The organism is Caballeronia novacaledonica (assembly GCF_900258035.1).
Taxonomy (GTDB): domain Bacteria; phylum Pseudomonadota; class Gammaproteobacteria; order Burkholderiales; family Burkholderiaceae; genus Caballeronia; species Caballeronia novacaledonica.
The window spans coordinates 42,754-64,539 of record NZ_OGTP01000015.1 but is presented as its reverse complement, the minus strand read 5'-3'; the positions used below and the strand labels follow the sequence as shown (position 1 = coordinate 64,539).

Annotated in this window: 22 protein-coding genes; 18 read left to right on the top strand and 4 right to left on the bottom strand. The window is 64.9% G+C overall.

Translation table 11 applies throughout. The annotated features are described in order from the left end of the window. Window positions 1-59: 59 nt before the first annotated feature. The 9 genes from NOV72_RS20470 to ftsB all read left to right on the top strand — a co-directional run bounded on the left by NOV72_RS20470 (window position 60) and on the right by ftsB (window position 11,121). Window positions 60-1,313 carry a lipoprotein-releasing ABC transporter permease subunit gene (locus NOV72_RS20470; RefSeq protein WP_106856411.1) on the top strand — a complete coding sequence of 418 codons (1,254 nt, stop codon included), beginning with the start codon at window positions 60-62 and terminating at the stop codon, window positions 1,311-1,313. After that, the gene (lolD, locus tag NOV72_RS20465) at window positions 1,306-2,019 is read left to right on the top strand and encodes a lipoprotein-releasing ABC transporter ATP-binding protein LolD (protein WP_106856410.1); all 714 of its coding nucleotides are present in this window, start codon (window positions 1,306-1,308) and stop codon (window positions 2,017-2,019) included. Before NOV72_RS20470 ends, lolD begins: the two co-directional genes overlap by 8 nt. 23 nt (window positions 2,020-2,042) lie before the next feature. Further along, on the top strand, window positions 2,043-2,831 hold the full coding sequence (locus tag NOV72_RS20460) for a TatD family hydrolase (RefSeq protein ID WP_106856409.1): 789 nt from the start codon (window positions 2,043-2,045) through the stop codon (window positions 2,829-2,831). Between the two features lie 47 nt (window positions 2,832-2,878). After that, complete coding sequence (locus tag NOV72_RS20455; RefSeq protein WP_106856408.1) at window positions 2,879-5,362, top strand: DNA internalization-related competence protein ComEC/Rec2; 2,484 nt, start codon at window positions 2,879-2,881, stop codon at window positions 5,360-5,362. Window positions 5,363-5,378: 16 nt separating this feature from the next. Then, window positions 5,379-6,200: an alpha/beta fold hydrolase gene (locus NOV72_RS20450; RefSeq protein WP_106856407.1), complete on the top strand. Its 822-nt coding sequence runs from the start codon at window positions 5,379-5,381 to the stop codon at window positions 6,198-6,200. A gap of 152 nt (window positions 6,201-6,352) precedes the next feature. Further along, window positions 6,353-8,047 carry a CTP synthase gene (locus NOV72_RS20445; RefSeq protein ID WP_106856406.1) on the top strand — a complete coding sequence of 565 codons (1,695 nt, stop codon included), beginning with the start codon at window positions 6,353-6,355 and terminating at the stop codon, window positions 8,045-8,047. After that, window positions 8,044-8,898, top strand: coding sequence for a 3-deoxy-8-phosphooctulonate synthase (kdsA, locus tag NOV72_RS20440; protein WP_106856405.1), 855 nt, complete (start codon window positions 8,044-8,046; stop codon window positions 8,896-8,898). Before NOV72_RS20445 ends, kdsA begins: the two co-directional genes overlap by 4 nt. A gap of 354 nt (window positions 8,899-9,252) precedes the next feature. Continuing rightward, a complete protein-coding gene (gene eno, locus NOV72_RS20435) occupies window positions 9,253-10,536 on the top strand; it encodes a phosphopyruvate hydratase (RefSeq protein WP_106856404.1) in 1,284 nt (427 codons plus the stop codon). 114 nt (window positions 10,537-10,650) lie between these two features. Beyond that, entirely contained in the window at window positions 10,651-11,121 is a 471-nt protein-coding gene (ftsB, locus tag NOV72_RS20430) for a cell division protein FtsB (protein WP_106856403.1), read from the top strand. Window positions 11,122-11,208: 87 nt separating this feature from the next. Here ftsB and NOV72_RS20425 read toward each other — a convergent pair whose 3' ends face one another. The 3 genes from NOV72_RS20425 to NOV72_RS20415 all read right to left on the bottom strand — a co-directional run bounded on the left by NOV72_RS20425 (window position 11,209) and on the right by NOV72_RS20415 (window position 13,240). Beyond that, window positions 11,209-11,559: a hypothetical protein gene (locus tag NOV72_RS20425; RefSeq protein ID WP_106856402.1), complete on the bottom strand. Its 351-nt coding sequence runs from the start codon at window positions 11,557-11,559 to the stop codon at window positions 11,209-11,211. Between the two features lie 163 nt (window positions 11,560-11,722). Continuing rightward, window positions 11,723-12,673 carry an Hsp33 family molecular chaperone HslO gene (gene hslO / locus NOV72_RS20420; RefSeq protein ID WP_106856401.1) on the bottom strand — a complete coding sequence of 317 codons (951 nt, stop codon included), beginning with the start codon at window positions 12,671-12,673 and terminating at the stop codon, window positions 11,723-11,725. A 42-nt stretch (window positions 12,674-12,715) separates the two neighbouring features. Continuing rightward, on the bottom strand, window positions 12,716-13,240 hold the full coding sequence (locus NOV72_RS20415; protein WP_106856400.1) for a gamma carbonic anhydrase family protein: 525 nt from the start codon (window positions 13,238-13,240) through the stop codon (window positions 12,716-12,718). Between the two features lie 184 nt (window positions 13,241-13,424). On the opposite strand from NOV72_RS20415, the gene NOV72_RS20410 reads away from it, so the two are divergent. The 8 genes from NOV72_RS20410 to dapA all read left to right on the top strand — a co-directional run bounded on the left by NOV72_RS20410 (window position 13,425) and on the right by dapA (window position 20,446). Further along, a complete protein-coding gene (locus tag NOV72_RS20410; protein ID WP_106856399.1) occupies window positions 13,425-14,270 on the top strand; it encodes a ferritin-like domain-containing protein in 846 nt (281 codons plus the stop codon). A gap of 56 nt (window positions 14,271-14,326) precedes the next feature. Continuing rightward, window positions 14,327-15,211 (top strand): alpha/beta fold hydrolase, encoded by an 885-nt coding sequence (locus tag NOV72_RS20405; protein WP_106856398.1) that lies wholly within the window; start codon window positions 14,327-14,329, stop codon window positions 15,209-15,211. 85 nt (window positions 15,212-15,296) lie between these two features. Continuing rightward, window positions 15,297-16,127 carry a 3',5'-nucleoside bisphosphate phosphatase gene (locus NOV72_RS20400; protein ID WP_106856397.1) on the top strand — a complete coding sequence of 277 codons (831 nt, stop codon included), beginning with the start codon at window positions 15,297-15,299 and terminating at the stop codon, window positions 16,125-16,127. Window positions 16,128-16,271: 144 nt separating this feature from the next. Beyond that, window positions 16,272-16,901 carry an L-threonylcarbamoyladenylate synthase gene (locus NOV72_RS20395; protein WP_106856396.1) on the top strand — a complete coding sequence of 210 codons (630 nt, stop codon included), beginning with the start codon at window positions 16,272-16,274 and terminating at the stop codon, window positions 16,899-16,901. Between the two features lie 131 nt (window positions 16,902-17,032). Further along, window positions 17,033-17,698 (top strand): site-2 protease family protein, encoded by a 666-nt coding sequence (locus NOV72_RS20390; RefSeq protein ID WP_106856395.1) that lies wholly within the window; start codon window positions 17,033-17,035, stop codon window positions 17,696-17,698. 4 nt (window positions 17,699-17,702) lie between these two features. Then, window positions 17,703-18,905 carry a tryptophan--tRNA ligase gene (locus NOV72_RS20385; protein ID WP_106856394.1) on the top strand — a complete coding sequence of 401 codons (1,203 nt, stop codon included), beginning with the start codon at window positions 17,703-17,705 and terminating at the stop codon, window positions 18,903-18,905. Further along, a complete protein-coding gene (locus NOV72_RS20380; RefSeq protein WP_106856393.1) occupies window positions 18,905-19,477 on the top strand; it encodes a class I SAM-dependent methyltransferase in 573 nt (190 codons plus the stop codon). The genes NOV72_RS20385 and NOV72_RS20380 overlap by 1 nt, the downstream gene beginning before the upstream one ends. A 63-nt stretch (window positions 19,478-19,540) precedes the next feature. After that, the gene (gene dapA / locus NOV72_RS20375; RefSeq protein ID WP_106856392.1) at window positions 19,541-20,446 is read left to right on the top strand and encodes a 4-hydroxy-tetrahydrodipicolinate synthase; all 906 of its coding nucleotides are present in this window, start codon (window positions 19,541-19,543) and stop codon (window positions 20,444-20,446) included. Here dapA and NOV72_RS32030 read toward each other — a convergent pair whose 3' ends face one another. Next, window positions 20,447-20,632 carry a hypothetical protein gene (locus tag NOV72_RS32030; RefSeq protein ID WP_146150029.1) on the bottom strand — a complete coding sequence of 62 codons (186 nt, stop codon included), beginning with the start codon at window positions 20,630-20,632 and terminating at the stop codon, window positions 20,447-20,449. Between NOV72_RS32030 and bamC the strand changes: the two genes are divergently transcribed. Then, entirely contained in the window at window positions 20,631-21,773 is a 1,143-nt protein-coding gene (gene bamC / locus NOV72_RS20370; protein WP_106856391.1) for an outer membrane protein assembly factor BamC, read from the top strand. The two genes, NOV72_RS32030 and bamC, sit on opposite strands and share 2 nt — an antisense overlap. Window positions 21,774-21,786 lie beyond the last annotated feature (13 nt).

Genomic DNA, 21,786 nt, shown 5'->3' with positions numbered 1-21,786 from the left:
TTTCGCAAATTCGCGCCATCGGGGCATAACAACGCTGGACAGCAGCAGAAAGGAATCGCTTGAAACTTCCGTACGAATGGCAGATCGGCTGGCGTTACACGCGCGCCAGCAAACGCACCACGGGCAACGGCTTCATCTCCTTCATCGCGCTCGTGTCCATGGCGGGCATCGCGCTCGGCGTCGCCGCGCTGATCGTCGTGCTGTCCGTCATGAACGGCTTCCAGAAGGAAGTGCGCGACCGGATGCTGTCGGTGCTCGCGCACGTCGAAATTTTCTCGCCGACAGGCTCCATGCCCAACTGGCAACTCACCGCGCAGGAAGCGCGCCGCAATCCGGAAGTGATCGGCGCGGCGCCCTATGTCGAAGCGCAGGCCCTGCTCACGCGGCAAGGCGCCGTGAGCGGCGTCGCGCTGCGCGGCGTGGAGCCGTCGCTCGAGCCGGAAGTGTCCGACATCGGCAAGGAAATGCGCGCGGGCAAGCTGACGGATCTCAAGCCGGGCGAATTCGGCATCGTGCTCGGCAAGGATCTCGCCGCCAATCTCGGCGTGATGGACGGCGACAAGATCACGCTCGTCGCGCCCGAAGGCACCATCACCCCGGCCGGGATGATGCCGCGGCTCAAGCAGTTCACCGTCGTCGGCGTGTTCGAGTCCGGTCACTATGAATACGATTCGACGCTCGCGCTCATCGAAATCCACGACGCCGAAGCGCTCTTCCGCCTGCCCGCGCCGACCGGCGTGCGCCTGCGCCTGAAAGACATGCAGCGCGCGCCCGAAGTCGCGCGGCAGCTCGCGCGCACGCTGTCGGGCGATCTCTATATCCGCGACTGGACGCAGCAGAACAAGACGTGGTTCTCCGCCGTGCAGATCGAAAAACGCATGATGTTCATCATCCTCACGCTGATCATCGCGGTGGCGGCGTTCAATCTGGTGTCCTCGCTCGTGATGACCGTCACCGACAAGCAGGCCGATATCGCCATCCTGCGCACGCTCGGCGCGCAGCCCGGCTCGATCATGAAGATCTTCGTCGTGCAGGGCGTGACGATCGGCTTCATCGGCACGGCGCTCGGCGTGACCTTCGGCTGTCTCGTCGCGTGGAGCATTCCGTGGCTCGTGCCCATGATCGAGCATCTCTTCAACGTTCAGTTCCTGCCGTCGTCGGTGTACTTCATCAGCGAACTGCCGTCGGAGCTCGTGCCGGGCGATGTCGCCAAGATCGGCATCATCGCTTTCCTGTTGTCGTCGCTCGCGACGCTCTATCCGAGCTGGCGCGGCGCGAAGGTTCGTCCGGCGGAGGCGCTGCGCTATGAGTGACCTGATTCCGGCCAACAATCTCGTTTTGCAGGCATCGGCCATTTCGAAGACGTTCGTGCAGGGCGGCTTCAACGTGCAGGTGCTCAACAACGCGCAACTCGACGTGATGCGCGGCGAAAAGCTCGCGATCGTCGGCGCGTCGGGCTCGGGCAAGAGCACGCTGCTGCACGTGCTCGGCGGGCTCGACGAACCGAGCGCGGGCAAGGTGTCGCTGCTCGGCAAGCCGTTCACCGAGCTGAAGGAGAAGGAGCGCAACGAGCTGCGCAACCGTGCGCTCGGCTTCGTGTATCAGTTCCATCATCTGCTGCCGGAATTCACGGCGCTCGATAACGTCGCGATGCCGCTGCGCATCCGCCGCATGACCGAGGACGACGCGCGCAAGCAGGCGCAAGAGATGCTGGAACGCGTGGGCATCGGGCACCGCGCGAAGCATCGGCCGGGCGAACTGTCGGGCGGCGAGCGGCAGCGTGTGGCGATCGCGCGCGCGCTCGTCACGCGTCCGGCGTGCGTGCTCGCCGACGAACCCACCGGCAATCTCGACGGCGGCACCGCCGACAACGTCTTCAACCTGATGCTGGAGCTGTCGCAGACGCTCGAGACGAGCTTCGTGATCGTCACGCACGATCCCGATCTCGCCGCGCGCTGCGACCGCATCATGCGCCTGCGCGACGGCGTGCTGCACGAAGAGCCGCCGGTGCCGGTATAACGCGTTTCTGTGCGGGAGGCGTCATGTGGATCGATACGCACTGTCATCTCGACGCCGGCGAGTTCGACGCCGACCGTGACGCCGTCGCCGCCGCGGCGCTCGATGCGGGCGTGACGCGCATCGTGATTCCGGGCGTCGATCTCGCCAACATCGCGACGGTTCGCGCGCTCGCGCATCGCATTTCGGGCGGCGCGTATGCGCTCGGCATTCATCCGCTCTTCACGCCGGGCGCGCAGGAAGACGATCTGCGCGTGCTGCGCGACGAGATCGAAGCGAGTCTCGACGATCCGCTGTTCGTCGGCATCGGCGAAATCGGGCTCGATTATTTCGTGCCGAAACTCGACGACGCGCGCCAGCAATTCTTCTACAACGCGCAACTGAAGCTCGCCCGCGAGTTCGATCTGCCGGTCATTTGCCACGTGCGCAAGTCGCAGGACAAGGTGCTGAAAGGCTTGCGCGTGCACGAGATTCATCGCGGCATCGCGCACGCGTTCAACGGCAGTTTCCAGCAGGCCGAGGCGTTCATCGCGCAGGGCATGCATCTCGGCTTCGGCGGCAATCTCACGTTCGAGCGCGCGCTGCAGATTCGCCGTCTCGCGGCCGATCTTCCGCTCGATTCGATCGTCCTCGAAACCGATGCGCCCGATATCGCGCCTTCGTGGCGCTACAAGCAGCGCAATTCGCCGGACCAGGTCGCGCGCATCGCAACGGTGCTCGCGCAGTTGCGCGGCATCGACGAAAACACGCTCGCCCTAGGCACAACGGCTAACGCTCACGCGGCGCTCCCACGGCTCGCGCACGCCTCTGCATAATCGTTTCGATCGACGCACCGGCGGCGACGAAGAACGAAGAGGAAGAAGTGCGGGCGATTCTGCTGGGATTTGCGTTGGGCGTCTGGGCGTTGCAGCAGCAGGCTCGCTTGCCGGATGGCGCCGTGTGGTCCGCACTCTGCGTGGCGTTCGTCGTCGCGATGATGCTCGGCGTAACCAAGCCGCGCGTGCGCATTGCGAGCTTTGCGATCGGCGCCTGCGCGCTCGGTTTCGGCTATGCCGCGATGCGCGCGGAAGTCCGCTTGCGCGAGCAGTTGCCGGCCGCGTACGAGCAACGCGACATCGCGCTGACGGGCTTCGTGCGAGGGCTCCCGGAGCAAACGGAGGACGGCGCGCGCTTTCTGTTCGAAGTCGAAGCGAACGGCGCGGGCCTGCGCGACTTTCCGCGCATCGTGCGATTGCTCTGGATGTCGCCGGATCGCGCGACACTCCGGCCCGGCGAGCGATGGACCTTGACCGCGCGTCTGAAGCGCGCGCACGCCAACGCGAACTTCGGCCTGCGCGATGCCGAAGCGACGCTGCTCGAGCACGGCATTCGCGCGACGGGCAGCGTGTCGGCAGCGCGCGCACCGCGTCGCCTGACGCCCGATGCGGCGGGCCCGCGCCTGATGATCGACCGTCTGCGTGCCCGCGCGCGCGATCGCATCGAAACCGTGCTCGGCGATGCGCCGCATCGCGGGATCGTCGTCGCGCTCGCGGTGGGCGCGCAGGACGCGGTCAGCGATGCCGACCGGTCCGTCATGCGCGCGACCGGCACGAGTCATCTCGTCGCGATATCGGGCTTGCACATCGGGTTCGTCGCGGGACTGGCGGCGTTCGCCTTCGGCTTCGTGTGGAAGCGCGTGAAGTTGCGCGGCGTGCCCGCGCCGCTGATCGTGGCCGCGCCCAAGGTGGCGGCAGCCGGCTCCGCCGTGTTCGCCGCCTGCTATGCCGCGCTCGCCGGATTCAACGTCCCGGCGCAACGCACGCTCTGCATGCTGCTGATCTTCGCCATCGCGTATCTCTGCGGACGACGGCCCTTGTCGTCGCTCGTGCTGTTGTGGGCGCTCGTCATGGTGCTGATCGACGATCCGTGGGCGGTCACGTCGCCGGGATTCTGGCTGTCGTTCTGCGCGGTCGCGGCGATCCTGCACGCGATCGCGTCGGCGGGGCGCTTCGAGTCGCGCGCGCACTCGCGAGATGACGATGACATCGATCAATGGGATCGCGTCGATCCGAGCGAAGTCGGACAGCGTCCCGCGCACACGCCCCGGCGGAAATGGCTTCCGGTGATCGCGCGAATTTGCGGCCGCGCGCGCCGCCACGTCACGTCGGGCGCACGCGTGCAATACGCGGTGACGATCGCGCTCGCGCCGCTCACCGTCTACTGGTTCTCGCAGGTTCCGTTGCTCGGTCCGCTCGCGAATGCATTCGCGATACCGTGGATCAGCGTGCTCGTGACACCCGCGACGCTCGCGGGCCTCATGCTCCCCGCGCCGCTCGACGCGCCGATGCTCCACGCCGCGCATGGCGCGCTCTCGGCGCTCTGCGATGCACTCGCGCGCCTCGCGGCTACGGTGCCGGCGCCGCTCTGGATTTTGCCGAAGCCGAATGCGTGGGCGCTCGCCGCATCGTGCATCGGTGTCGCATGGGCGCTCGCGCCGCGCGGATGGCCGTTGCGCTTTGCCGCGCCATTGACGTGGTTGCCGCTCCTTGCGCCTTCGGCGCATCCCGCGCCCGAAGGCGCGTTTCGCGTCACCGCGCTCGATATCGGGCAGGGCTCGGCGCTCGTCGTCGAAACGGCGCGGCACAGCCTGCTCTTCGACGCCGGTCCCGGTCCCGAATCGACGCACGCGGGCGAGCGCATCGTCGTGCCGTATCTGCAGGCGGCGGGCGTTCGTGCGCTCGACGCGCTCGTCATCAGTCATTCGGATTCGGATCACGCGGGCGGCGCGCCGGCCGTCTTGCAGTCGATCGACGTGCGCCAGTTTCTCGCGTCGCTGCCCGCGAACGACGCGCTGTGGTCGAACGCGCGCGCACGCGGCGCGCAGACGCTGCGCTGCGCGGCGGGGCAGCGCTGGAAGTGGGACGGCGTCGAATTCCAGGTGCTATGGCCCGGGCCGGGACCGCTGTCGGGAAAGCCGAACTATCAGTCGTGCGTGCTGAAAGTGACGAACGCGGCGGGGCGTTCGGCGTTGTTCGCCGCCGATATCGAAGCGGACGTCGAACACGCGCTGATCGCTCGCGACGCCGCCGCCTTGCGCGCCGATGTGCTGATCGTGCCGCATCACGGCAGCCGCACGTCGTCGACCGAGCCTTTCCTCGACTTCGTCGGGCCGTTCGTGGCGATATTTCAGGTAGGCTATCGCAACCGCTTTCACCATCCGCATCCGACGGTATTCGCGCGTTACCAGATGCGCGATATCGTGCTTTCGCGCAGTGACGACGACGGCGCGGCACGCAGCGAAATCGGTTCGCAGATCACGTTCGAGCGTTACCGGCAAAGCCACGCGCGCTACTGGATGGCGCGCTAAAAAAATAGAGACACGCTTGAAAGACATCATCCATTTTTCGCACGCGAACGGTTTTCCGGCATCGGTTTATCGCACGATTTTCGCCGAGCTTTCCGACGACTACGAGGTTCGCAGCATCGAGCGCATCGGCCATGACGCGCGCTTTCCGGTGACGCGCGACTGGCCGTATCTCGTCGATCAACTCATCGACGACATGAGCCGCTACCGGCGGGAAGCCGACGACCATCATCCGAAAGTGTGGCTCGTCGGGCACTCGCTCGGCGGCTATGTGTCGCTGATGGCGGCGCTCAGGCGCCCGCAATGGGTGAAAGGTGTCGTGATGCTCGATTCGCCCGTGATCGCGGGCTGGCGCAGCAGCCTTCTGCGCGTCACGCAATGGACCGGACTGGACGAGCGGCTGTCGCCCGCCGCCGCGACCAGGAAGCGCCGCACGCAGTGGGCGAGCCGCGACGAGGCCTGGCGGCATTTTCTGTCGAAGCCCGCGTTCGCGCGCTGGGACGAGCGCATGTTGTCCGATTACATCGACTTCGGCATTCCGCAAACGCATGCAAACGGCGCGCGCTCGCTCGCGTTCGATCGTCACGTCGAATATCTGATCTATCGCACGCTGCCGCACACGCTCGGCGCGCGCGTCGCGCATGGCGTGCCGGTGCCGGTCGGCTTCATCGCGGGGACGCACTCGCGCGAGGTCCGGCAAGTCGGGCTCGGCATGACGCGGCGCATCGCCGGCGGCCGTATCGAATGGATGGAAGGCAGCCATCTCTTTCCGATGGAGCGCCCGATCGACACCGCGCGCGCAGTGCAGCGCCTGCTTAAAGCGATGGAGTCGCCGCAATGACGAAGCGCACGCGGGACTTGACGAACGGCCGCCACGATGTTCCGCAAAAATGACGCGAAAAAGCGCAGATTCGTAGTCAATTCCGACATCTGGCCCGCTTCGTGGGAATCTGCCTTTACGGTATAATCCGTTTTTCCCGCGAGCATCTAGCGATGACCAAATATGTATTCGTCACCGGCGGCGTAGTTTCGTCCCTTGGCAAGGGTATTGCCGCCGCCTCCCTCGCCGCGATCCTCGAATCGCGCGGTCTGAAAGTCACTCTCCTCAAGCTCGATCCCTACATCAACGTCGACCCCGGCACGATGAGCCCGTTCCAGCACGGGGAAGTGTTCGTGACGGAAGACGGCGCGGAGACCGACCTCGACCTCGGCCACTACGAGCGCTTCATCAGCACGAAGATGCGCAAGGCCAACAACTTCACGACCGGCCAGATTTACGAATCGGTGATCCGCAAGGAACGCCGCGGCGAATATCTGGGCAAGACGGTGCAGGTCATTCCGCACATCACCAACGAAATCCAGGCTTTCGTCGAGCGCGGCGCCGCGGCGGCGACATGCGGCCAGCCCGACGTCGCCATCGTGGAAGTCGGCGGCACGGTGGGCGACATCGAATCGCTGCCGTTCCTCGAAGCCGCGCGTCAGATGAGCCTGCGCATGGGCCGCAACAGCGCGTGCTTCGTGCATCTCACGCTCGTTCCGTTCATCGCGACGGCGGGCGAGCTCAAGACCAAGCCCACGCAGCACAGCGTGCAGAAGCTGCGCGAAATCGGTATCTATCCGAACGTGCTGCTGTGCCGCGCGGATCGCCCGATTCCGGACGACGAGCGCCAGAAGATTTCGCTCTTCTCGAACGTGCAGGAAAGCGCGGTCATTTCCGTGTGGGACGCGGACAGCATCTACAAGATTCCGCAGATGCTGAACGATCAGCACCTCGACGACATCATCTGCGAAGAGCTCAAGCTCTCGCCGCCGCCCGCCGATCTGGCGATGTGGTCGAACCTCGTCGAGAAGCTGGAGAACCCGAAGAGCGAAGTGACCATCGGCATGGTCGGCAAGTATGTCGAGTTGACGGAGTCGTACAAGTCGCTGATCGAAGCGCTGCGTCACGCGGCCATTCACACGTCGACGAAGGTGAACATCGAGTACATCGATTCCGAGCAGATCGACGCCGAAGGCACCGATGCGCTCAAACATCTCGACGCGGTGCTCGTTCCGGGCGGTTTCGGCCGGCGCGGCACGGAAGGCAAGATCAAGGCCATCCGCTACGCGCGCGAGTCGAAGACGCCGTATCTCGGCATCTGCCTCGGCATGCAGCTCGCGGTGATCGAATTCGCGCGCGACGTCGCCGGTCTCGCCGATGCGAACAGCACCGAGTTCGATCAGGACACGAAGAATCCGGTCGTCGCGCTCATCACCGAGTGGTACGACCGCGCCGGCCGCATCGAGAAGCGCAATGAAGAGTCGGATCTCGGCGGCACCATGCGCCTCGGTTCGCAGAAATGCCCGATCAAGCCCGGCACGATGGCCGAGCGCATCTACGGCAGCGATGTGAACGAGCGTCATCGTCACCGTTATGAAGTCAATAACCGTTTCGTGCCCCAGCTCGAGGCCGGCGGGCTTATCATCAGCGCCCGTACCCCGAGCGAGGATCTGCCTGAAATGATGGAGTTGCCGCAATCGCTGCACCCGTGGTTCGTCGGCGTGCAGTTCCACCCCGAATTCACGTCGACGCCGCGCGACGGGCATCCGCTTTTCAAGGCGTTCGTCGAAGCGGCGCGCGCGCACGCCGAATCCGACGGCGTGAAGGCGCCGGCCCGGGCTGCGGCCACCGCGGGAGCGCAAGCATGAAGCTGTGTCACTTCGAGGCCGGTCTCGATAAACCGTTTTTTCTGATCGCGGGCACGTGTGTCGTCGAGTCGGAGCAAATGACGATCGACGTCGCCGGGCGGCTGAAGGAAATCACGCAGAAGCTGGGCATTCCGTTCATCTACAAGTCGTCGTTCGACAAGGCGAACCGGAGTTCGGGCAAGTCGTATCGCGGGCCGGGCATGGACGAGGGCCTGCGCATCCTCGGCGAAGTGAAGAAGCAACTCGGCGTGCCCGTTCTCACGGATGTGCACACCGAGGAAGAAATCGAAGCGGTGGCATCGGTCGTGGACGTGCTGCAGACGCCCGCGTTCCTGTGCCGTCAGACCGATTTCATCCACGCGTGCGCGCGTTCGGGCAAGCCCGTGAACATCAAGAAGGGCCAGTTCCTCGCGCCGCACGACATGAAGAACGTGATCGACAAGGCGCGCGATGCCGCGCGTGAAGCGGGTCTGTCGGAAGACCGCTTCATGGCGTGCGAACGCGGTGTGTCGTTCGGCTATAACAATCTCGTGTCCGACATGCGCTCGCTCGCGATCATGCGCGAAACCAGCGCGCCGGTCGTGTTCGACGCGACGCACTCGGTGCAGTTGCCGGGCGGGCAGGGCACGAGTTCGGGCGGTCAGCGAGAGTTCGTGCCGGTGCTCGCGCGCGCGGCGGTCGCGACGGGCGTCGCGGGCCTCTTCATGGAGACGCACCCGGACCCGGCATGCGCGAAGTCGGACGGCCCGAACGCGGTGCCGCTGCATCACATGGAGGCGCTGCTCTCCACGCTCATCACCATCGATCGCGCGGTGAAGAGCGGCTCGTTCCTCGAGAACGATTTCAACTGAATCAACTGAGCATCTGCGGCAAAAGGAAGTGCGGCACGGGCGTCATCATCGGCGCCCGTGTCACGAAGAAAGGTCACACTGAGTGACCGGGGCAACGGAGGAGCGAGGCAAAGCAACCGGGCGTTATCCGCGACCCGCGCCGATCGGCGGGATCCGCGCCCGCTCCCCACGAAGCGACGCAGATCGAGTCGCTATCCCGAAACGACCGCTCTTTGCGCTGGCGCTGAACCGGTGGTCATCGAAAAGGTCTGAGCGAAGCAGTGAAGCGCGTGCCGCTGCGTGTATCGAAGTGTAAAAACAGGCGGCGCGCTTCGTTGTGACTGACAGAATTCATCGTCATTTCTTGAGGAAACCATGAGTGCTATCGTAGATATCATCGGCCGCGAGATTCTCGATTCGCGAGGCAATCCGACCGTCGAATGCGACGTGTTGCTCGAATCGGGCACGATGGGCCGCGCGGCAGTGCCGTCGGGCGCATCGACGGGCTCGCGCGAGGCCATCGAATTACGCGACGGCGAAGCAGGCCGCTATGGCGGCAAGGGCGTGCTGAAGGCCGTCGAACACATCAACACCGAGATTTCCGAAGCCATCATGGGCCTCGACGCCTCGGAACAGGCTTTCCTCGACAAGACCCTGCTCGAACTCGACGGCACCGACAACAAGTCGCGCCTCGGCGCGAACGCCATGCTCGCCGTGTCGATGGCCGTCGCGAAGGCCGCCGCTGAAGAAGCCGGCCTGCCGCTGTACCGCTACTTCGGCGGCTCGGGCGCGATGCAACTGCCGGTGCCGATGATGAACATCGTCAACGGCGGCGCGCACGCGAACAACAGCCTGGACATCCAGGAATTCATGATCGTTCCGGTCAGCCAGCCGACTTTCCGCGAAGCGCTGCGCTGCGGCGCGGAAGTGTTCCACGCGCTCAAGAAGATTTTGGCCGAGCGCGGCATGAGCACGGCCGTGGGCGACGAAGGCGGCTTCGCGCCGAACTTCGGCAGCAACGACGAGTGCCTGTCGACGATTCTGCAAGCCATCGAGAAAGCCGGTTATCGCGCCGGTGAAGACGTGCTGCTGGCGCTCGACTGCGCGGCGAGCGAGTTCTACCACGACGGCAAGTACCAGCTTGCGGGCGAAGGCCTGCAACTGTCGTCGAGCGAATTCACGGACTACCTGGCGACGCTGGCCGACAAATTCCCGATCGTCTCGATCGAAGACGGCATGCACGAGTCCGACTGGGAAGGCTGGAAGCTCCTGACCGACAAGCTCGGCAAGAAGATTCAGCTCGTCGGCGACGATCTCTTCGTCACCAACACGCGCATTTTGAAGGAAGGCATCGAGAAAGGCATCGCCAACTCGATCCTCATCAAGATCAACCAGATCGGCACGCTGACGGAAACCTTCGCGGCAATCGAAATGGCCAAGCGCGCGGGCTACACGGCCGTGATCTCGCACCGCTCGGGCGAAACGGAAGATTCGACGATCGCCGATATCGCCGTCGGCCTGAACGCCGGGCAGATCAAGACCGGCTCGCTGTCGCGCAGCGACCGCATCTCGAAGTACAACCAGCTTCTGCGCATCGAGGAAGATCTCGGCGATATCGCGAGCTACCCGGGCAAGTCGGCGTTCTACAACTTGCGCTAAAGCTTTTGCCGCTTTAGTCGATAAAGACGCTGGGACGTCTTTGAAGCGTCATCTTTTGAAGCCCGCCGCCCACGGCAAGTTTGCCGCCGGGCGGCGCTTATTTCGGCTACGTGAATGCGGCTCGTAACTGTCGTTCTGGTTCTGTTGCTGGTGCTGATCCAATACCCGCTCTGGTGGGGGCACGGCGGCTGGCTGCGCGTGCACGAATTGCAGCAGCAGCTCGCGCAGCAGACGGAAAAGAACACGAACCTGAGATTGCGCAACGAGCGCGTTCAGGGCGAAGTGCAGGATCTGCAAAGCGGCACCGCCGCCGTGGAAGAGCGCGCGCGCTACGAAATGGGCATGGTGAAGGACAGCGAGGTGTTCGTTCAGTTCGTCGCGCCGAATTCGAACGCGCCCGTCAATTCCGCGAACGTGCCGGGCATGAACGGCTCGACGCGCGGTCAGGTATCGGCGGCGCCGTTGCGCGTGGTGCCGAATCCCGTGTCGCGTTCGAAGCAGGAATTGCGCGATCTCGACAAGAAGGCCCAGAAGGAAAAAGCGGCGGAAGCGAAGAAGAAACCGCAGGAAGGCGCGGCGCAGTAGCGGCGGCTTTCCGGTCCATCGAACAAAAAAATAGCGCGGCTGTCGGCCGCGCTATTTTTGTTTCTGCCGGGCTCGTTGCCGGTTCGATCACCACCAAGTGCCGATTCCAACGCCGGTGCCCCAGTACGGGCCGCCCCAGCCGCCGCTCGAATAGCCGCCGTAGACCGAGACCGGCGCGGGCGCGTAGAACTGCGACATCGTCTTCGCCGCGTTGCCCGCCGCGGCGGCTTGCTGCGATTCGTTCAGCGCCTGCTTGTCGATGGCGTTGTAGCGGTCCATCTGCTGCTGCGACGACAGCGTCTGCTGCGGCGCGGGCGGCGTATCGGGCAGACGGCTATAGATCGGCGAAGGGCCGGGCGGATCCATCATGCAGCCGGCGACGAGCGCGACGCCGGCAAGGCACGGCAGCAAATTCCAGTTGAGCGTTGCGGTTTTCATTTTCGACCTCCAGCGGGCCGGACATCTGTACGGAAGCCCCATCATAGCTTGCGGAGTCTGTCGCGAGTCTTAGGCCGCAAGCGTCGCGCCGAACGAAACCAGGGCTTCGCAAGCCCCCGGCGCAGATGGCGCAATCTCCACTGGACAAGGCTTTCGCGCCGATTCAGTGCCGCCGGTCCGACGCCGGACTCACGCCTTGTGAGAGTTCTTTTGCGACAAAAAGTTGCGCCACGTCGACGGCGTCGAAGTCGTAGCGCTGATTGCAGAACTCGCAATGCACTTCGACGTTGCCGCGCTCTTCGATCACGCCATCGACTTCCTCGCGGCCGAGCATCTTGAGCATGCCGCCGACCTTTTCGCGCGAGCACGTGCACTGGAAGCGCGCCGGCGCGGGATCGAAGTGCTGCACGTTTTCCTGCCAGAAAAGGCGCTTGAAGACGGTGTCCGGTTCTTCCTTCAGCAATTCCTCGTTCGAAAGCGTGCTGCCGAGATGGCAGACGCGCTGCCAGGTGTCGGCGTCGTGCTCGCCCGGATGCGGAACGATGCCGCCATCGCCCGGCAGCTTCTGCAGAAGCATGCCGACCGCGCGATCGGTGTCGGCGGCGAGCCACAGGCGCGTGTCGAGCTGCTCGGAGTGATGCATGTAGTGTTCGAGCACCTCGGCCATCGACGCGAGCGGGCCGTCCTCGCCCGACAGCGGCACGATGCCCTGATACGGCTGCTGTCCCGGCTTTTTGTCGGTGGGATCGAGCGTGATGACGCAGCGCCCGCGCCCGTGACGGTTCAGGAGCTCCGCGAGCGACATTTCGCTTTCCAGTTCGCGCTCGGCGCCGTCGGCGAGCTTCGCGGTGGCGCGCAGCGAAAGGCTGGAATCGCACTGCACGACCAGCATCTTCACCGGGCCGTCGCCGTAGATCTGCATGACGAGCGTGCCGTCGAACTTGAGGTTCGCGGACAAGAGCGCGCATGCGGCCATCATCTCGCCGAGCACGTTGCGCACGGCCGCGGGATACGAGCGGCGCGCGAGCACTTCCTGCCACGTGTGGCGCAATGAGACGATCTCGCCGCGCACGGGCGCCGCGTTGAACATGAATTTCTGCAACTGGTCGTTCACAACTCTTCCTTGGGTGTTGGGGCTCGCCCGTTCTTTCGGGCCTTAGCCGATGCGCACGAGCTGCGCCTTGTAGTATTCGCGCCGGTCGGAGTAACTTGCCGTGGCGGCGCGCATGCGGGCGATGTCCGCCTCGCCGATTTCCCGGACCGCCTTCGCCGGCGCGCCGAGAATCAGCGTGTTGTCCGGAAACACCTTGCCTTCGGTGACCACGGCGCCCGCGCCAACCAGACAATTGCGGCCGATCACCGCGCCATTCAAGACCACGGCCTGAATGCCGATCAGCGAGCCTTCCTTGATCGTGCAGCCGTGCAGCATCGCCTGGTGACCGACGGTGACGCCGCTTTCGATCGTCAGAGGAAAGCCGGGATCCGCGTGCAGCACCGCGCCTTCCTGCACGTTGCTGCCACGCCCGACGACGATCGGCTCGTTGTCGCCGCGCAGCGAGGCGCCGGGCCACACGCTCGCGTTCTCTTCGAGCGTCACGCGGCCGATGATGGTCGCGGCGTCCGCAAGGAACACGCTTTCGTGGATGGTCGGGGCGTCGTCGCCGAGTTTGTAGATGGCCACATTGTCTCCTGAGGCGTGGTGTCGTAAGGGTGGGGCGCTGGCGGCGCTAAAATGCGCGCCTGCCGCCTCCTCGCTGCGCCGATTGTTACGCGATGCGTTGCGTCCGCCGGGATTACCATTTTAGCTGTTTGCCGTAAGCGTCCGCTGGAGCGCGCGGTTGCACGCCTCTTTTCGAGATAGTCCGATGCACGACCCTGTGATTCCCACCGAAGCCGACACCGGCGCCTGCGCGCGCGGCACGGCGCTCGCGATCCTGCGCGAACGCGATCCCGCGACGAAGGCGGCGCACGCCCGCGCGTTGTTCGATTCGGCGGGCGCGCAGTCGTCCCGCATCGATCCGCACGCCACGCTCGATGAACCCGCCGACCTGCCCGGCCGGCCGGAGCGTCCGGAACTCGTCGAACCGTCGTCGCTGAAGCGTCGCAGCATGCAGTCGGATGCGGGCCGCGCCGTGTTGCTGCACGCGCTCGCGCACATCGAATTCAACGCGATCAATCTCGCGCTCGACGCCGTGTGGCGATTCCCGTCGATGCCGCAGGATTTTTATCTCGACTGGTTGAAAGTCGCGGCGGAGGAGGCGCATCATTTTTCGCTGCTCGTCGCGCGGCTGGCCGAATTCGGACATGCCTACGGCGATTTCCCGGCCCACGACGGCCTGTGGGACATGGCGCAGCGCACGCGCGGCGACGTGCTCGCCCGCATGGCGCTCGTGCCGCGCACGCTGGAGGCGCGCGGACTCGACGCATCGCCGCCGATTCGCAAACGTCTCGCGCAGGCGGGCGATCACGCGTCCGCGAGCATTCTCGACGTCATCCTGCGCGATGAAATCGGCCACGTGCTGATCGGCAATCGCTGGTTCCGTTTTCTGTGCGACGGCCAGCGCCTCGATCCGCACGCGACCTACGAACGCCTCGCCGCGCAATACCACGCGCCGAAGCTGCGCGGTCCGTTCAACTTCGAGGCGCGCCGCGACGCGGGCTTCGACGAGGCCGAACTGCGTGCGCTCGCCGGACTCGACGAGGCGAAGTAGGCCGCGGCCATCGTCGCTATAATCGAACGGTCATCTTTTTTTACAGAATCGACGCCATGAAAGAATCGCGCTCCGAATTCGTCGATGCACGCGGCGTGCGTCTGCACGTGCGTCGCTGGGGTTTGCCCGACGCTCCGATGCTCTTCATGCTGCACGGTTGGATGGATATGAGCGCGTCGTTCCAGTTCGCCGTCGACGCGCTCGCCGGCGACTGGCAAGTGCTCGCGCCCGACGCGCGCGGCTTCGGTCTGTCGGACCGGCCGGTCGCGGAGAAGGGCGGCGGGCATTACTACTTTCCCGACTATCTCGCCGATCTCGACGTGCTCATCGACCACTTCGCGCGCGGTGAACAGGTGAATCTCGTCGGTCACAGCATGGGCGCGAACGTCGCGCTGCTGTATGCGGGCGTGCGGCCGGAACGCGTGCGCCGCGTGGTCGATCTGGAAGGCTTCGGCTTGTCGGCGGCGCGCGCGTCGCAATCGCCGGGGCGCATCGCGCAATGGCTTGACGAGCTGCGCACGCCGCCCGCGCTGCGCAGCTACGCGAGCCTCGACGAAGTCGCCGACCGGCTGATGCGCACGAATCCGCGTCTGCCGCTCGCGCGGGCGCGCTTTCTCGCGCAGCACTGGTCGCGCGAGGAAAGCGACGGGCGTTTCCATCTGCTCGCCGATCCGGCCCACAAGTTGCGCGGTCCGACGCTGTATCGGCTGGACGAAGTGAGCGCCGCGTGGGCGCGCGTCACGGCGCCGGTGCTGCACGTCGAGGCCAAGGATTCGCCGACGCTCGCCGCCTTCGCGGGGCAGACGCCCGTCGCCGAGTTCAAGACGCGCTTCACCGCTTTCGCCGACTGGCGCGAGGAAATCGTCGACGACGCCGGGCACATGATCCATCACGACCAGCCGGAGCGTGTCGCGGCGCTGATCGAATCGTTCTGCGCGTAAGTAGCGCGGCACGTTACGAAGGCACTACATAAGCGGCGTGTCATGCCGTTACAGTTAGAATGTCAGTGAAACCCCAGAGCCGAACATGAACGCCGATCTGCATTGCCATTCCACCGTGTCCGACGGCCAGTTCGCGCCCGCCGAAGTCGCGGCGCGCGCGCATGCGAACGGCGTGACTTTGTGGTCGCTCACGGATCACGACCAGCTCGGCGGACAACACGAAGCCCGCAAGACCGCCGAGACGCTCGGCATGGCGTATCTGCCCGGCGTCGAGATTTCGGTGACGTGGGCGTCGCGCACGGTGCATATCGTCGGGATGAACGTCGATCCGGACAACGCCGCGCTGCTCAGGGGGCTCGAATCCACGCGCAACGGACGCGCGGCGCGCGGCGTGGCGATCGGCGAGGCGCTCGCGGCGATCGGCATTCCGGACTGCCACAAGGGCGCGCTGCGCTTCACCGACGATCCCGACATGATTTCGCGCACGCACTTCGCGCGGTATCTGGTGGAGGCGGGTTACGCGCAGTCCACGTCCGACGTCTTCGCGCGCTATCTCGGCGACGGCAAGCCGGGTTTCGTCGGGCATTGCTGGGCGAAGCTCGCCGACGCCGTCAAATGGATCAAGGACGCGGGCGGCGAGCCGATCGTCGCGCATCCCGGGCGCTACGATTACACGCCGGTCGAATTCGCCGCCTTCTTCGACGAATTCATCCAGCTCGGCGGCCGCGCGATCGAGGTCGTGACGGGCAGCCACACGCCCGACCAGTACCGCGAATATGCCGACGTCGCCCGCCGCTACGGCTTCGAGGCCTCGCGCGGTTCGGACTTCCACGGCGCAGGCGAAGGGCGCGTCGATCTCGGCCAGCTCCCGCCGCTGCCGGACGATCTCACGCCTGTCTGGGAGCGCTGGCTGTAACGTTCCTTTGGCGCGCGCCGTCTTGCCGCGCACGGTCTTTGCATCACCGGTGATTTTCCGCACGCACATCGCGTCAGGCGCGTTCGCGCGCGATTCGCGCCGCTCAGGCCTTCGCGATAACGATCGAAACAATAAGGCGTCGCCATGTCTCAATTTTTCCGCATTCATCCGGACAATCCGCAGCCGCGGCTCATCAATCAGGCCGTGCAGATCATCAAGGACGGCGGTCTCGTCGCGTTGCCGACGGATTCCAGCTACGCGCTCGGCTGCCATCTCGACGATAAAGACGCCGTCGAGCGATTGCGACGCATTCGCGGCATCGACGACAAGCAACTGCTTTCGCTGCTCGTGCGCGATCTTTCCGAGCTTTCGAACTTCGCGATGGTCGACAACCAGCAGTACCGGCTGATCAAATCGGTGACGCCGGGGCCTTACGTTTTCGTGCTGCAGGCGACCAAGGAAGTGCCGCGCCGGCTCTCGCACCCGTCGCGCAAGACGATCGGGCTGCGGGTGCCGGATCACCGCATCACGCTCGATCTGCTGGAGGCGCTCGGCGAACCGTTGCTCGCATCGACGCTGATCCTGCCGCCCGACACCGAGCCGCTCAACGATCCCGAGGAGATTCGCGAACGGCTGGAAAAGCAGGTCGAACTCGTGATCGATTCGGGCGCGTGCCCGGCGGAGCCGTCGACGGTGATCGACCTTTCATCGGGGGAGCCAGTGCTCGTGCGCGCGGGGAGAGGCAGTCTCGAACCGTTCGGGCTCACGGCGTAAGCGCCGGGCGGTAGCGCACACGGGCGTAAGACCCGATTAAGTATTCTGGCGCACCATGAGGCGAAACCGTGCGTGCCCGGCGTCGCCGCGCGCGCCTGATCCGACCTGCCTGCTTGATACAATACCGCCCCATGGACCCTTCCCTGATACAGACCATCGCGGTCTACGCACTCCCCGTGATCTTCGCGATCACGCTGCACGAGGCCGCGCATGGCTATGCCGCGCGACTGCTCGGCGACAACACGGCCTACGTTCTCGGCCGCGTCTCGATGAACCCGATGCGCCATATCGATCCGATCGGCACGATCGTGATTCCGATCGTCCTGTACTTCGTGACGAGCGGCGCGTTCATGTTCGGCTACGCGAAGCCCGTGCCGGTGGCGTTCGGCAATCTGCGCAATCCGCGCTGGGGCAGCCTGTGGGTCGCAGCGGCGGGCCCCGGCAGCAACTTCGTGCAGGCGCTCGTCTGGGGCGTGATCGCGGTGCTGCTCGCGGCCTTTCACGTCGACGAACTCTTCTTCACGCGCATGGCGGCCGCGGGCGTCGGCGTGAATCTCGTGCTCGGCGTGCTGAATCTCTTTCCGTTGCCGCCGCTCGACGGCGGCCGTGTCGTCATGGCGCTCCTGCCGGTGCGCGCGTCGATCGCGTTTTCGAAGCTCGAGCCGTACGGCTTCTTCATCGTGATGGCGCTCGTCGTGACCGGCGTGCTCACGCGCTTCTGGCTCGGACCGCTCGTGAACGTCGGCTATACGGCGGTGTCGGCTATTCTGAATCCCCTCGCTTCACTATTCCCATAACATCATGTTCCCTGACCGTATCTTCTCCGGCATGCGGCCCACCGGGTCGCTGCACCTCGGCCACTATCACGGCGTGCTGAAAAACTGGGTGCGGCTGCAGTCCGAATACCCGTGCTTCTTCGCGGTGGTCGACTGGCACGCGCTCACGACGCACTACGAGACGCCCGAGGTCATCGAGAAAAACGTGTGGGAGGTGCTCATCGACTGGCTGGCGTCGGGCATCGATCCGGCGCAGGCCACGCTTTTCATCCAGAGCCGCGTGCCCGAGCACGCCGAACTGGCGCTGCTGCTCGGCATGGGCACGCCGCTCGGCTGGCTCGAACGCGTGCCGACCTATAAGGAGCAGATCGAAAAGCTCCGCGAGAAAGATCTGTCGACGTATGGCTTCCTCGGCTATCCGGTGCTGATGGCGGCGGACATCCTGCTGTATCGCGCGTCGCTCGTGCCGGTCGGCGAGGATCAGGTGCCGCACGTCGAGATGACGCGTGAAATCGCGCGCCGCTTCAACTACCTGTACGGCCGCGAGCCGGGCTTCGAGGAAAAGGCGATGGAAGCCGCGAAGAAGCTCGGCGGCAAGCGCTCGAAGCTGTATCACGAGCTGCGCGTCGCGTATCAGCAGGAAGGCGACGACGAAGCGCTCGAACAAGCGCGCGCCATGCTGCAGGAATCGCAGAGCCTGTCGATGAGCGACCGCGAGCGGTTGTTCGGCTATCTGGAAGGTTCGCGCAAGATCATTCTCGTCGAGCCGCAGGTGCTCCTGACCGAGGCGTCGCGCATGCCGGGGCTGGACGGGCAGAAGATGTCGAAGTCCTACGGCAATACCATCGGCTTGCGTGAGGATGCGGCGACGATCGAGCAGAAAGTCCGCAAGATGCCGACCGACCCGGCGCGCGTGCGTCGCACCGATCCGGGCGATCCCGACAAATGCCCGGTCTGGCAACTGCATCAGGTCTACACCGACGAAAAGACGCACGAATGGGTGCAGAAGGGCTGCCGCAGCGCGGGCATCGGTTGCCTGGAATGCAAGCAGCCGGTGATCGAAGGCATTTTGCGCGAGCAGCAGCCGATGCTCGAGCGCGCTCAAAAGTACATGGACGACCCGTCGCTGTTGCGCGCGATCGTCGCGGACGGCTGCGACAAAGCGCGCAAGTTCGCCACGGAAACGATGCGCGAAGTGCGCGAGGCCATGGGCCTGTCTTACAACTGATGGAAGCGGCGCCGAGTCCGTGGGTCGCGCGCTGGGCGCATCTGGTCGCGCCCGGCGGCGCGGTGCTCGACGTCGCCGCGGGCAGCGGGCGCCATGCCCGCTGGTTCGCGGCGCGCGGTTTTTCGGTGCTCGCCATCGACCGCGACGCCGACGCGCTCGGTTCGATGTCCGCGATTTCCCGCATCGACACGCTGACGGCCGATATCGAAAATGCGCCCTGGCCGCTGCCGGGCGACCGAACGTTCGATGCAATCGTCGTCACGAACTATCTGCATCGCCCGCTGTTCGGGCATTTGATCGATGCGCTCGCGCCCGGCGGCGTGCTGATTTACGAGACGTTCGCGGCGGGCAACGGCAGCATCGGCAAGCCGTCGAATCCCGCGTTCCTGCTCGAACCCGGCGAGCTGCTGGAAGCGGTGCGAGGGCGGCTGCGCGTGATCGCCTATGAAGACGGATTCGTCGACGACCCGCGTCCCGCTTACGTGCAGCGAATCTGCGCGGTTCGCGGAGAAAAGCCGCTCACGATTGGTAACACACCCTCGGGTCCGCCGCGTTTCGCGCTGACCGGCTAATCCGCTACAATCGCGTAATATCGCTTTTCGCGATTAAATTCACGATTAAATTCATAGAGTTTCATGACAAACGGAACACACGGCGGCATCCAGATCCGCGGCAGCATCCCTGCCATCGTCACACCGATGCACGAGGACGGTAGTCTCGATCTGCCGGCGTTTCGAAAACTGATCGACTGGCATGTCGAGCAAGGCTCGAACGGTCTCGTCGTGGTCGGCACCAGCGGCGAATCGGCCACGCTGTCGGTCGAAGAGCACATCCTCATGATCCAGACGGCCGTCGAGCACACGGCCAAGCGGTTTCCGATCATCGCGGGCGCGGGCGGCAATTCGACGGCCGAGGCCATCGAGCTCTCGAAGCAGGCGAAGAAAGTCGGCGCCGACGCCACGCTGCAAGTCGTTCCGTATTACAACAAGCCGACGCAGGAAGGCATGTATCGCCATTTCCGCACGATCGCGGAAGCCGTCGATCTGCCGGTGCTGCTTTACAACGTGCCGGGCCGCACCGTCGCCGACATGAGCAACGAGACGATCCTGCGCCTCGCGGAAGTGCCGGGCATCATCGGCGTGAAGGAAGCGACGGGCAATATCGATCGCGCGGCGCACCTGATCAAGCACGCGCCGGCGAACTTCGCGATCTTCAGCGGCGACGATCCCACGGCCATCGCGCTGATGCTTCTCGGCGGCCACGGCAATATTTCGGTGACGGCCAACGTCGCGCCGAAGGAAATGAGCCAGCTCTGCCGCGCCGCGATCGAAGGCGATGCAATCACCGCGCGCCGCATCCATCTGAAACTGCTGTCGCTGCACAAGCAACTTTTCTGCGAATCGAATCCGATTCCGGCCAAGTGGGCGCTCGCCGAACTGGGCCGCATGGAAGGCGGCATCCGCTTGCCGCTCACGCCGCTCGACGCGCGTTATCACGACGTCGTGCGTGACGCGTTGCGGGACTCCGGGCTTCTCGCCTGATCACACGTGGCGGCGCGCCAAGTCACAAAGAATCGAAAGGCCGCGCCGCCGCGAGTGATCGAAATGAACCACACCTTCCGACATCAACCGCCGCTCATTGGCCTCGTCATTGGCCTCGCCGAGCCGCTCGGCTAGAGCGGATTCGGCGCGAGGCAATGCGTCATCAGCAGCAAAGAAGGACCTCATGAAACTTTCCGCTCTTCTTACTCATGCCAAACGCGTGAGCGTGGTGTCGCTCGGCGCAGGCGCGCTTTTCTCGCTTGCAGGTTGCGATACGCTCAACGACTGGCTTGCGCCGGATCGCGTCAACTACAAGGCTGCCGAAACCGCGCCGTCGCTCGCCGTTCCGTCCGACCTGACCACGGCCGACATCAGCCAGCGCTATGCCGCACCGCCGAAGATCAACGCGCTCGGCGGCGCCACCGAGCGCTCGGTCACGCCGGCCGGCAACGCGACGCTCGGCGTGCCGAACGCGCAGGATCCGTTCGGCATGCACGTCGAAAGCGACGGCGATCGCCGCTGGCTCGTCGTCGATGGCCGCTCGCCCGATCAAATTTGGGGCCCGCTCAAGGAGTTCTGGGAAGAGAACGGCTTCACGCTCAAGTCCGATGCGCCGCAGACCGGCATCATGGCGACGGACTGGGCCGAAAACCGCGCGAACATTCCGAACGACTGGTTCAGGAACAGCGTGGGCAAGCTGCTCGACTTCGCGTACTCGTCGGGGACGCGCGACATGTTCCGCACGCAGGTCGATCGTGCGTCGGATGGTTCGACCGACATCTCCGTCACGCACAGCGCGATGGAAGAAGTGCTGACGGGGCAGGACAAGACGTCGTCGCGCTGGGAAGCGCGTCCGCGCAATCCGCAGCTCGAAGCCGCGGTGCTCACGAAGATGATGCAGAAGTTCGGCCTGACTGAAAAGCAGTCGCAGCAGTTGATGGCGCAGGCACGCCCGATCGGCGCGAAGGTGGCCGTGGATCAGGGCGCGGGCGGTTCCACGCTCGATCTGGCCGAGCCGTTCGATCGCGCATGGCTGCGTGTCGGTCTCGCGCTCGATCGAACCAACTTCACGGTCGACAATCGCGATCGCGACAAGGGTATCTATTACGTCCATTTTTCGGACTCCATGGCGGAGCTGAAGAAGGACGGTCTCTTCGGCAAGCTCTTCTCGAGCAACACGCCGAAGCCGACGCGCCAGTTCCTCGTGAACGTGCGGCCGAAGGCGGACGCGGTCACGCAAGTCGGCGTCGTCGATGCGAATGGCCAGCCGGATACGTCGTCGGATGCGCAGCGTATCGTGTCGTTGCTGCACGCGCAGTTGAACTAAACGACATGCTGAA

Coding starts and splice junctions, on each gene's coding strand:
- lolD (WP_106856410.1), top strand. CDS start 1,306: ATGAGTGACCTGATTCCGGCCAACAATCTCGTTTTGCAGGCATCGGCC.
- NOV72_RS20460 (WP_106856409.1), top strand. CDS start 2,043: ATGTGGATCGATACGCACTGTCATCTCGACGCCGGCGAGTTCGACGCC.
- NOV72_RS20445 (WP_106856406.1), top strand. CDS start 6,353: ATGACCAAATATGTATTCGTCACCGGCGGCGTAGTTTCGTCCCTTGGC.
- kdsA (WP_106856405.1), top strand. CDS start 8,044: ATGAAGCTGTGTCACTTCGAGGCCGGTCTCGATAAACCGTTTTTTCTG.
- eno (WP_106856404.1), top strand. CDS start 9,253: ATGAGTGCTATCGTAGATATCATCGGCCGCGAGATTCTCGATTCGCGA.
- ftsB (WP_106856403.1), top strand. CDS start 10,651: ATGCGGCTCGTAACTGTCGTTCTGGTTCTGTTGCTGGTGCTGATCCAA.
- NOV72_RS20425 (WP_106856402.1), bottom strand. CDS start 11,559: ATGAAAACCGCAACGCTCAACTGGAATTTGCTGCCGTGCCTTGCCGGC.
- NOV72_RS20410 (WP_106856399.1), top strand. CDS start 13,425: ATGCACGACCCTGTGATTCCCACCGAAGCCGACACCGGCGCCTGCGCG.
- NOV72_RS20405 (WP_106856398.1), top strand. CDS start 14,327: ATGAAAGAATCGCGCTCCGAATTCGTCGATGCACGCGGCGTGCGTCTG.
- NOV72_RS20400 (WP_106856397.1), top strand. CDS start 15,297: ATGAACGCCGATCTGCATTGCCATTCCACCGTGTCCGACGGCCAGTTC.
- NOV72_RS20395 (WP_106856396.1), top strand. CDS start 16,272: ATGTCTCAATTTTTCCGCATTCATCCGGACAATCCGCAGCCGCGGCTC.
- NOV72_RS20390 (WP_106856395.1), top strand. CDS start 17,033: ATGGACCCTTCCCTGATACAGACCATCGCGGTCTACGCACTCCCCGTG.
- NOV72_RS20385 (WP_106856394.1), top strand. CDS start 17,703: ATGTTCCCTGACCGTATCTTCTCCGGCATGCGGCCCACCGGGTCGCTG.
- NOV72_RS20380 (WP_106856393.1), top strand. CDS start 18,905: ATGGAAGCGGCGCCGAGTCCGTGGGTCGCGCGCTGGGCGCATCTGGTC.
- dapA (WP_106856392.1), top strand. CDS start 19,541: ATGACAAACGGAACACACGGCGGCATCCAGATCCGCGGCAGCATCCCT.
- bamC (WP_106856391.1), top strand. CDS start 20,631: ATGAAACTTTCCGCTCTTCTTACTCATGCCAAACGCGTGAGCGTGGTG.
- NOV72_RS32030 (WP_146150029.1), bottom strand. CDS start 20,632: ATGAGGTCCTTCTTTGCTGCTGATGACGCATTGCCTCGCGCCGAATCC.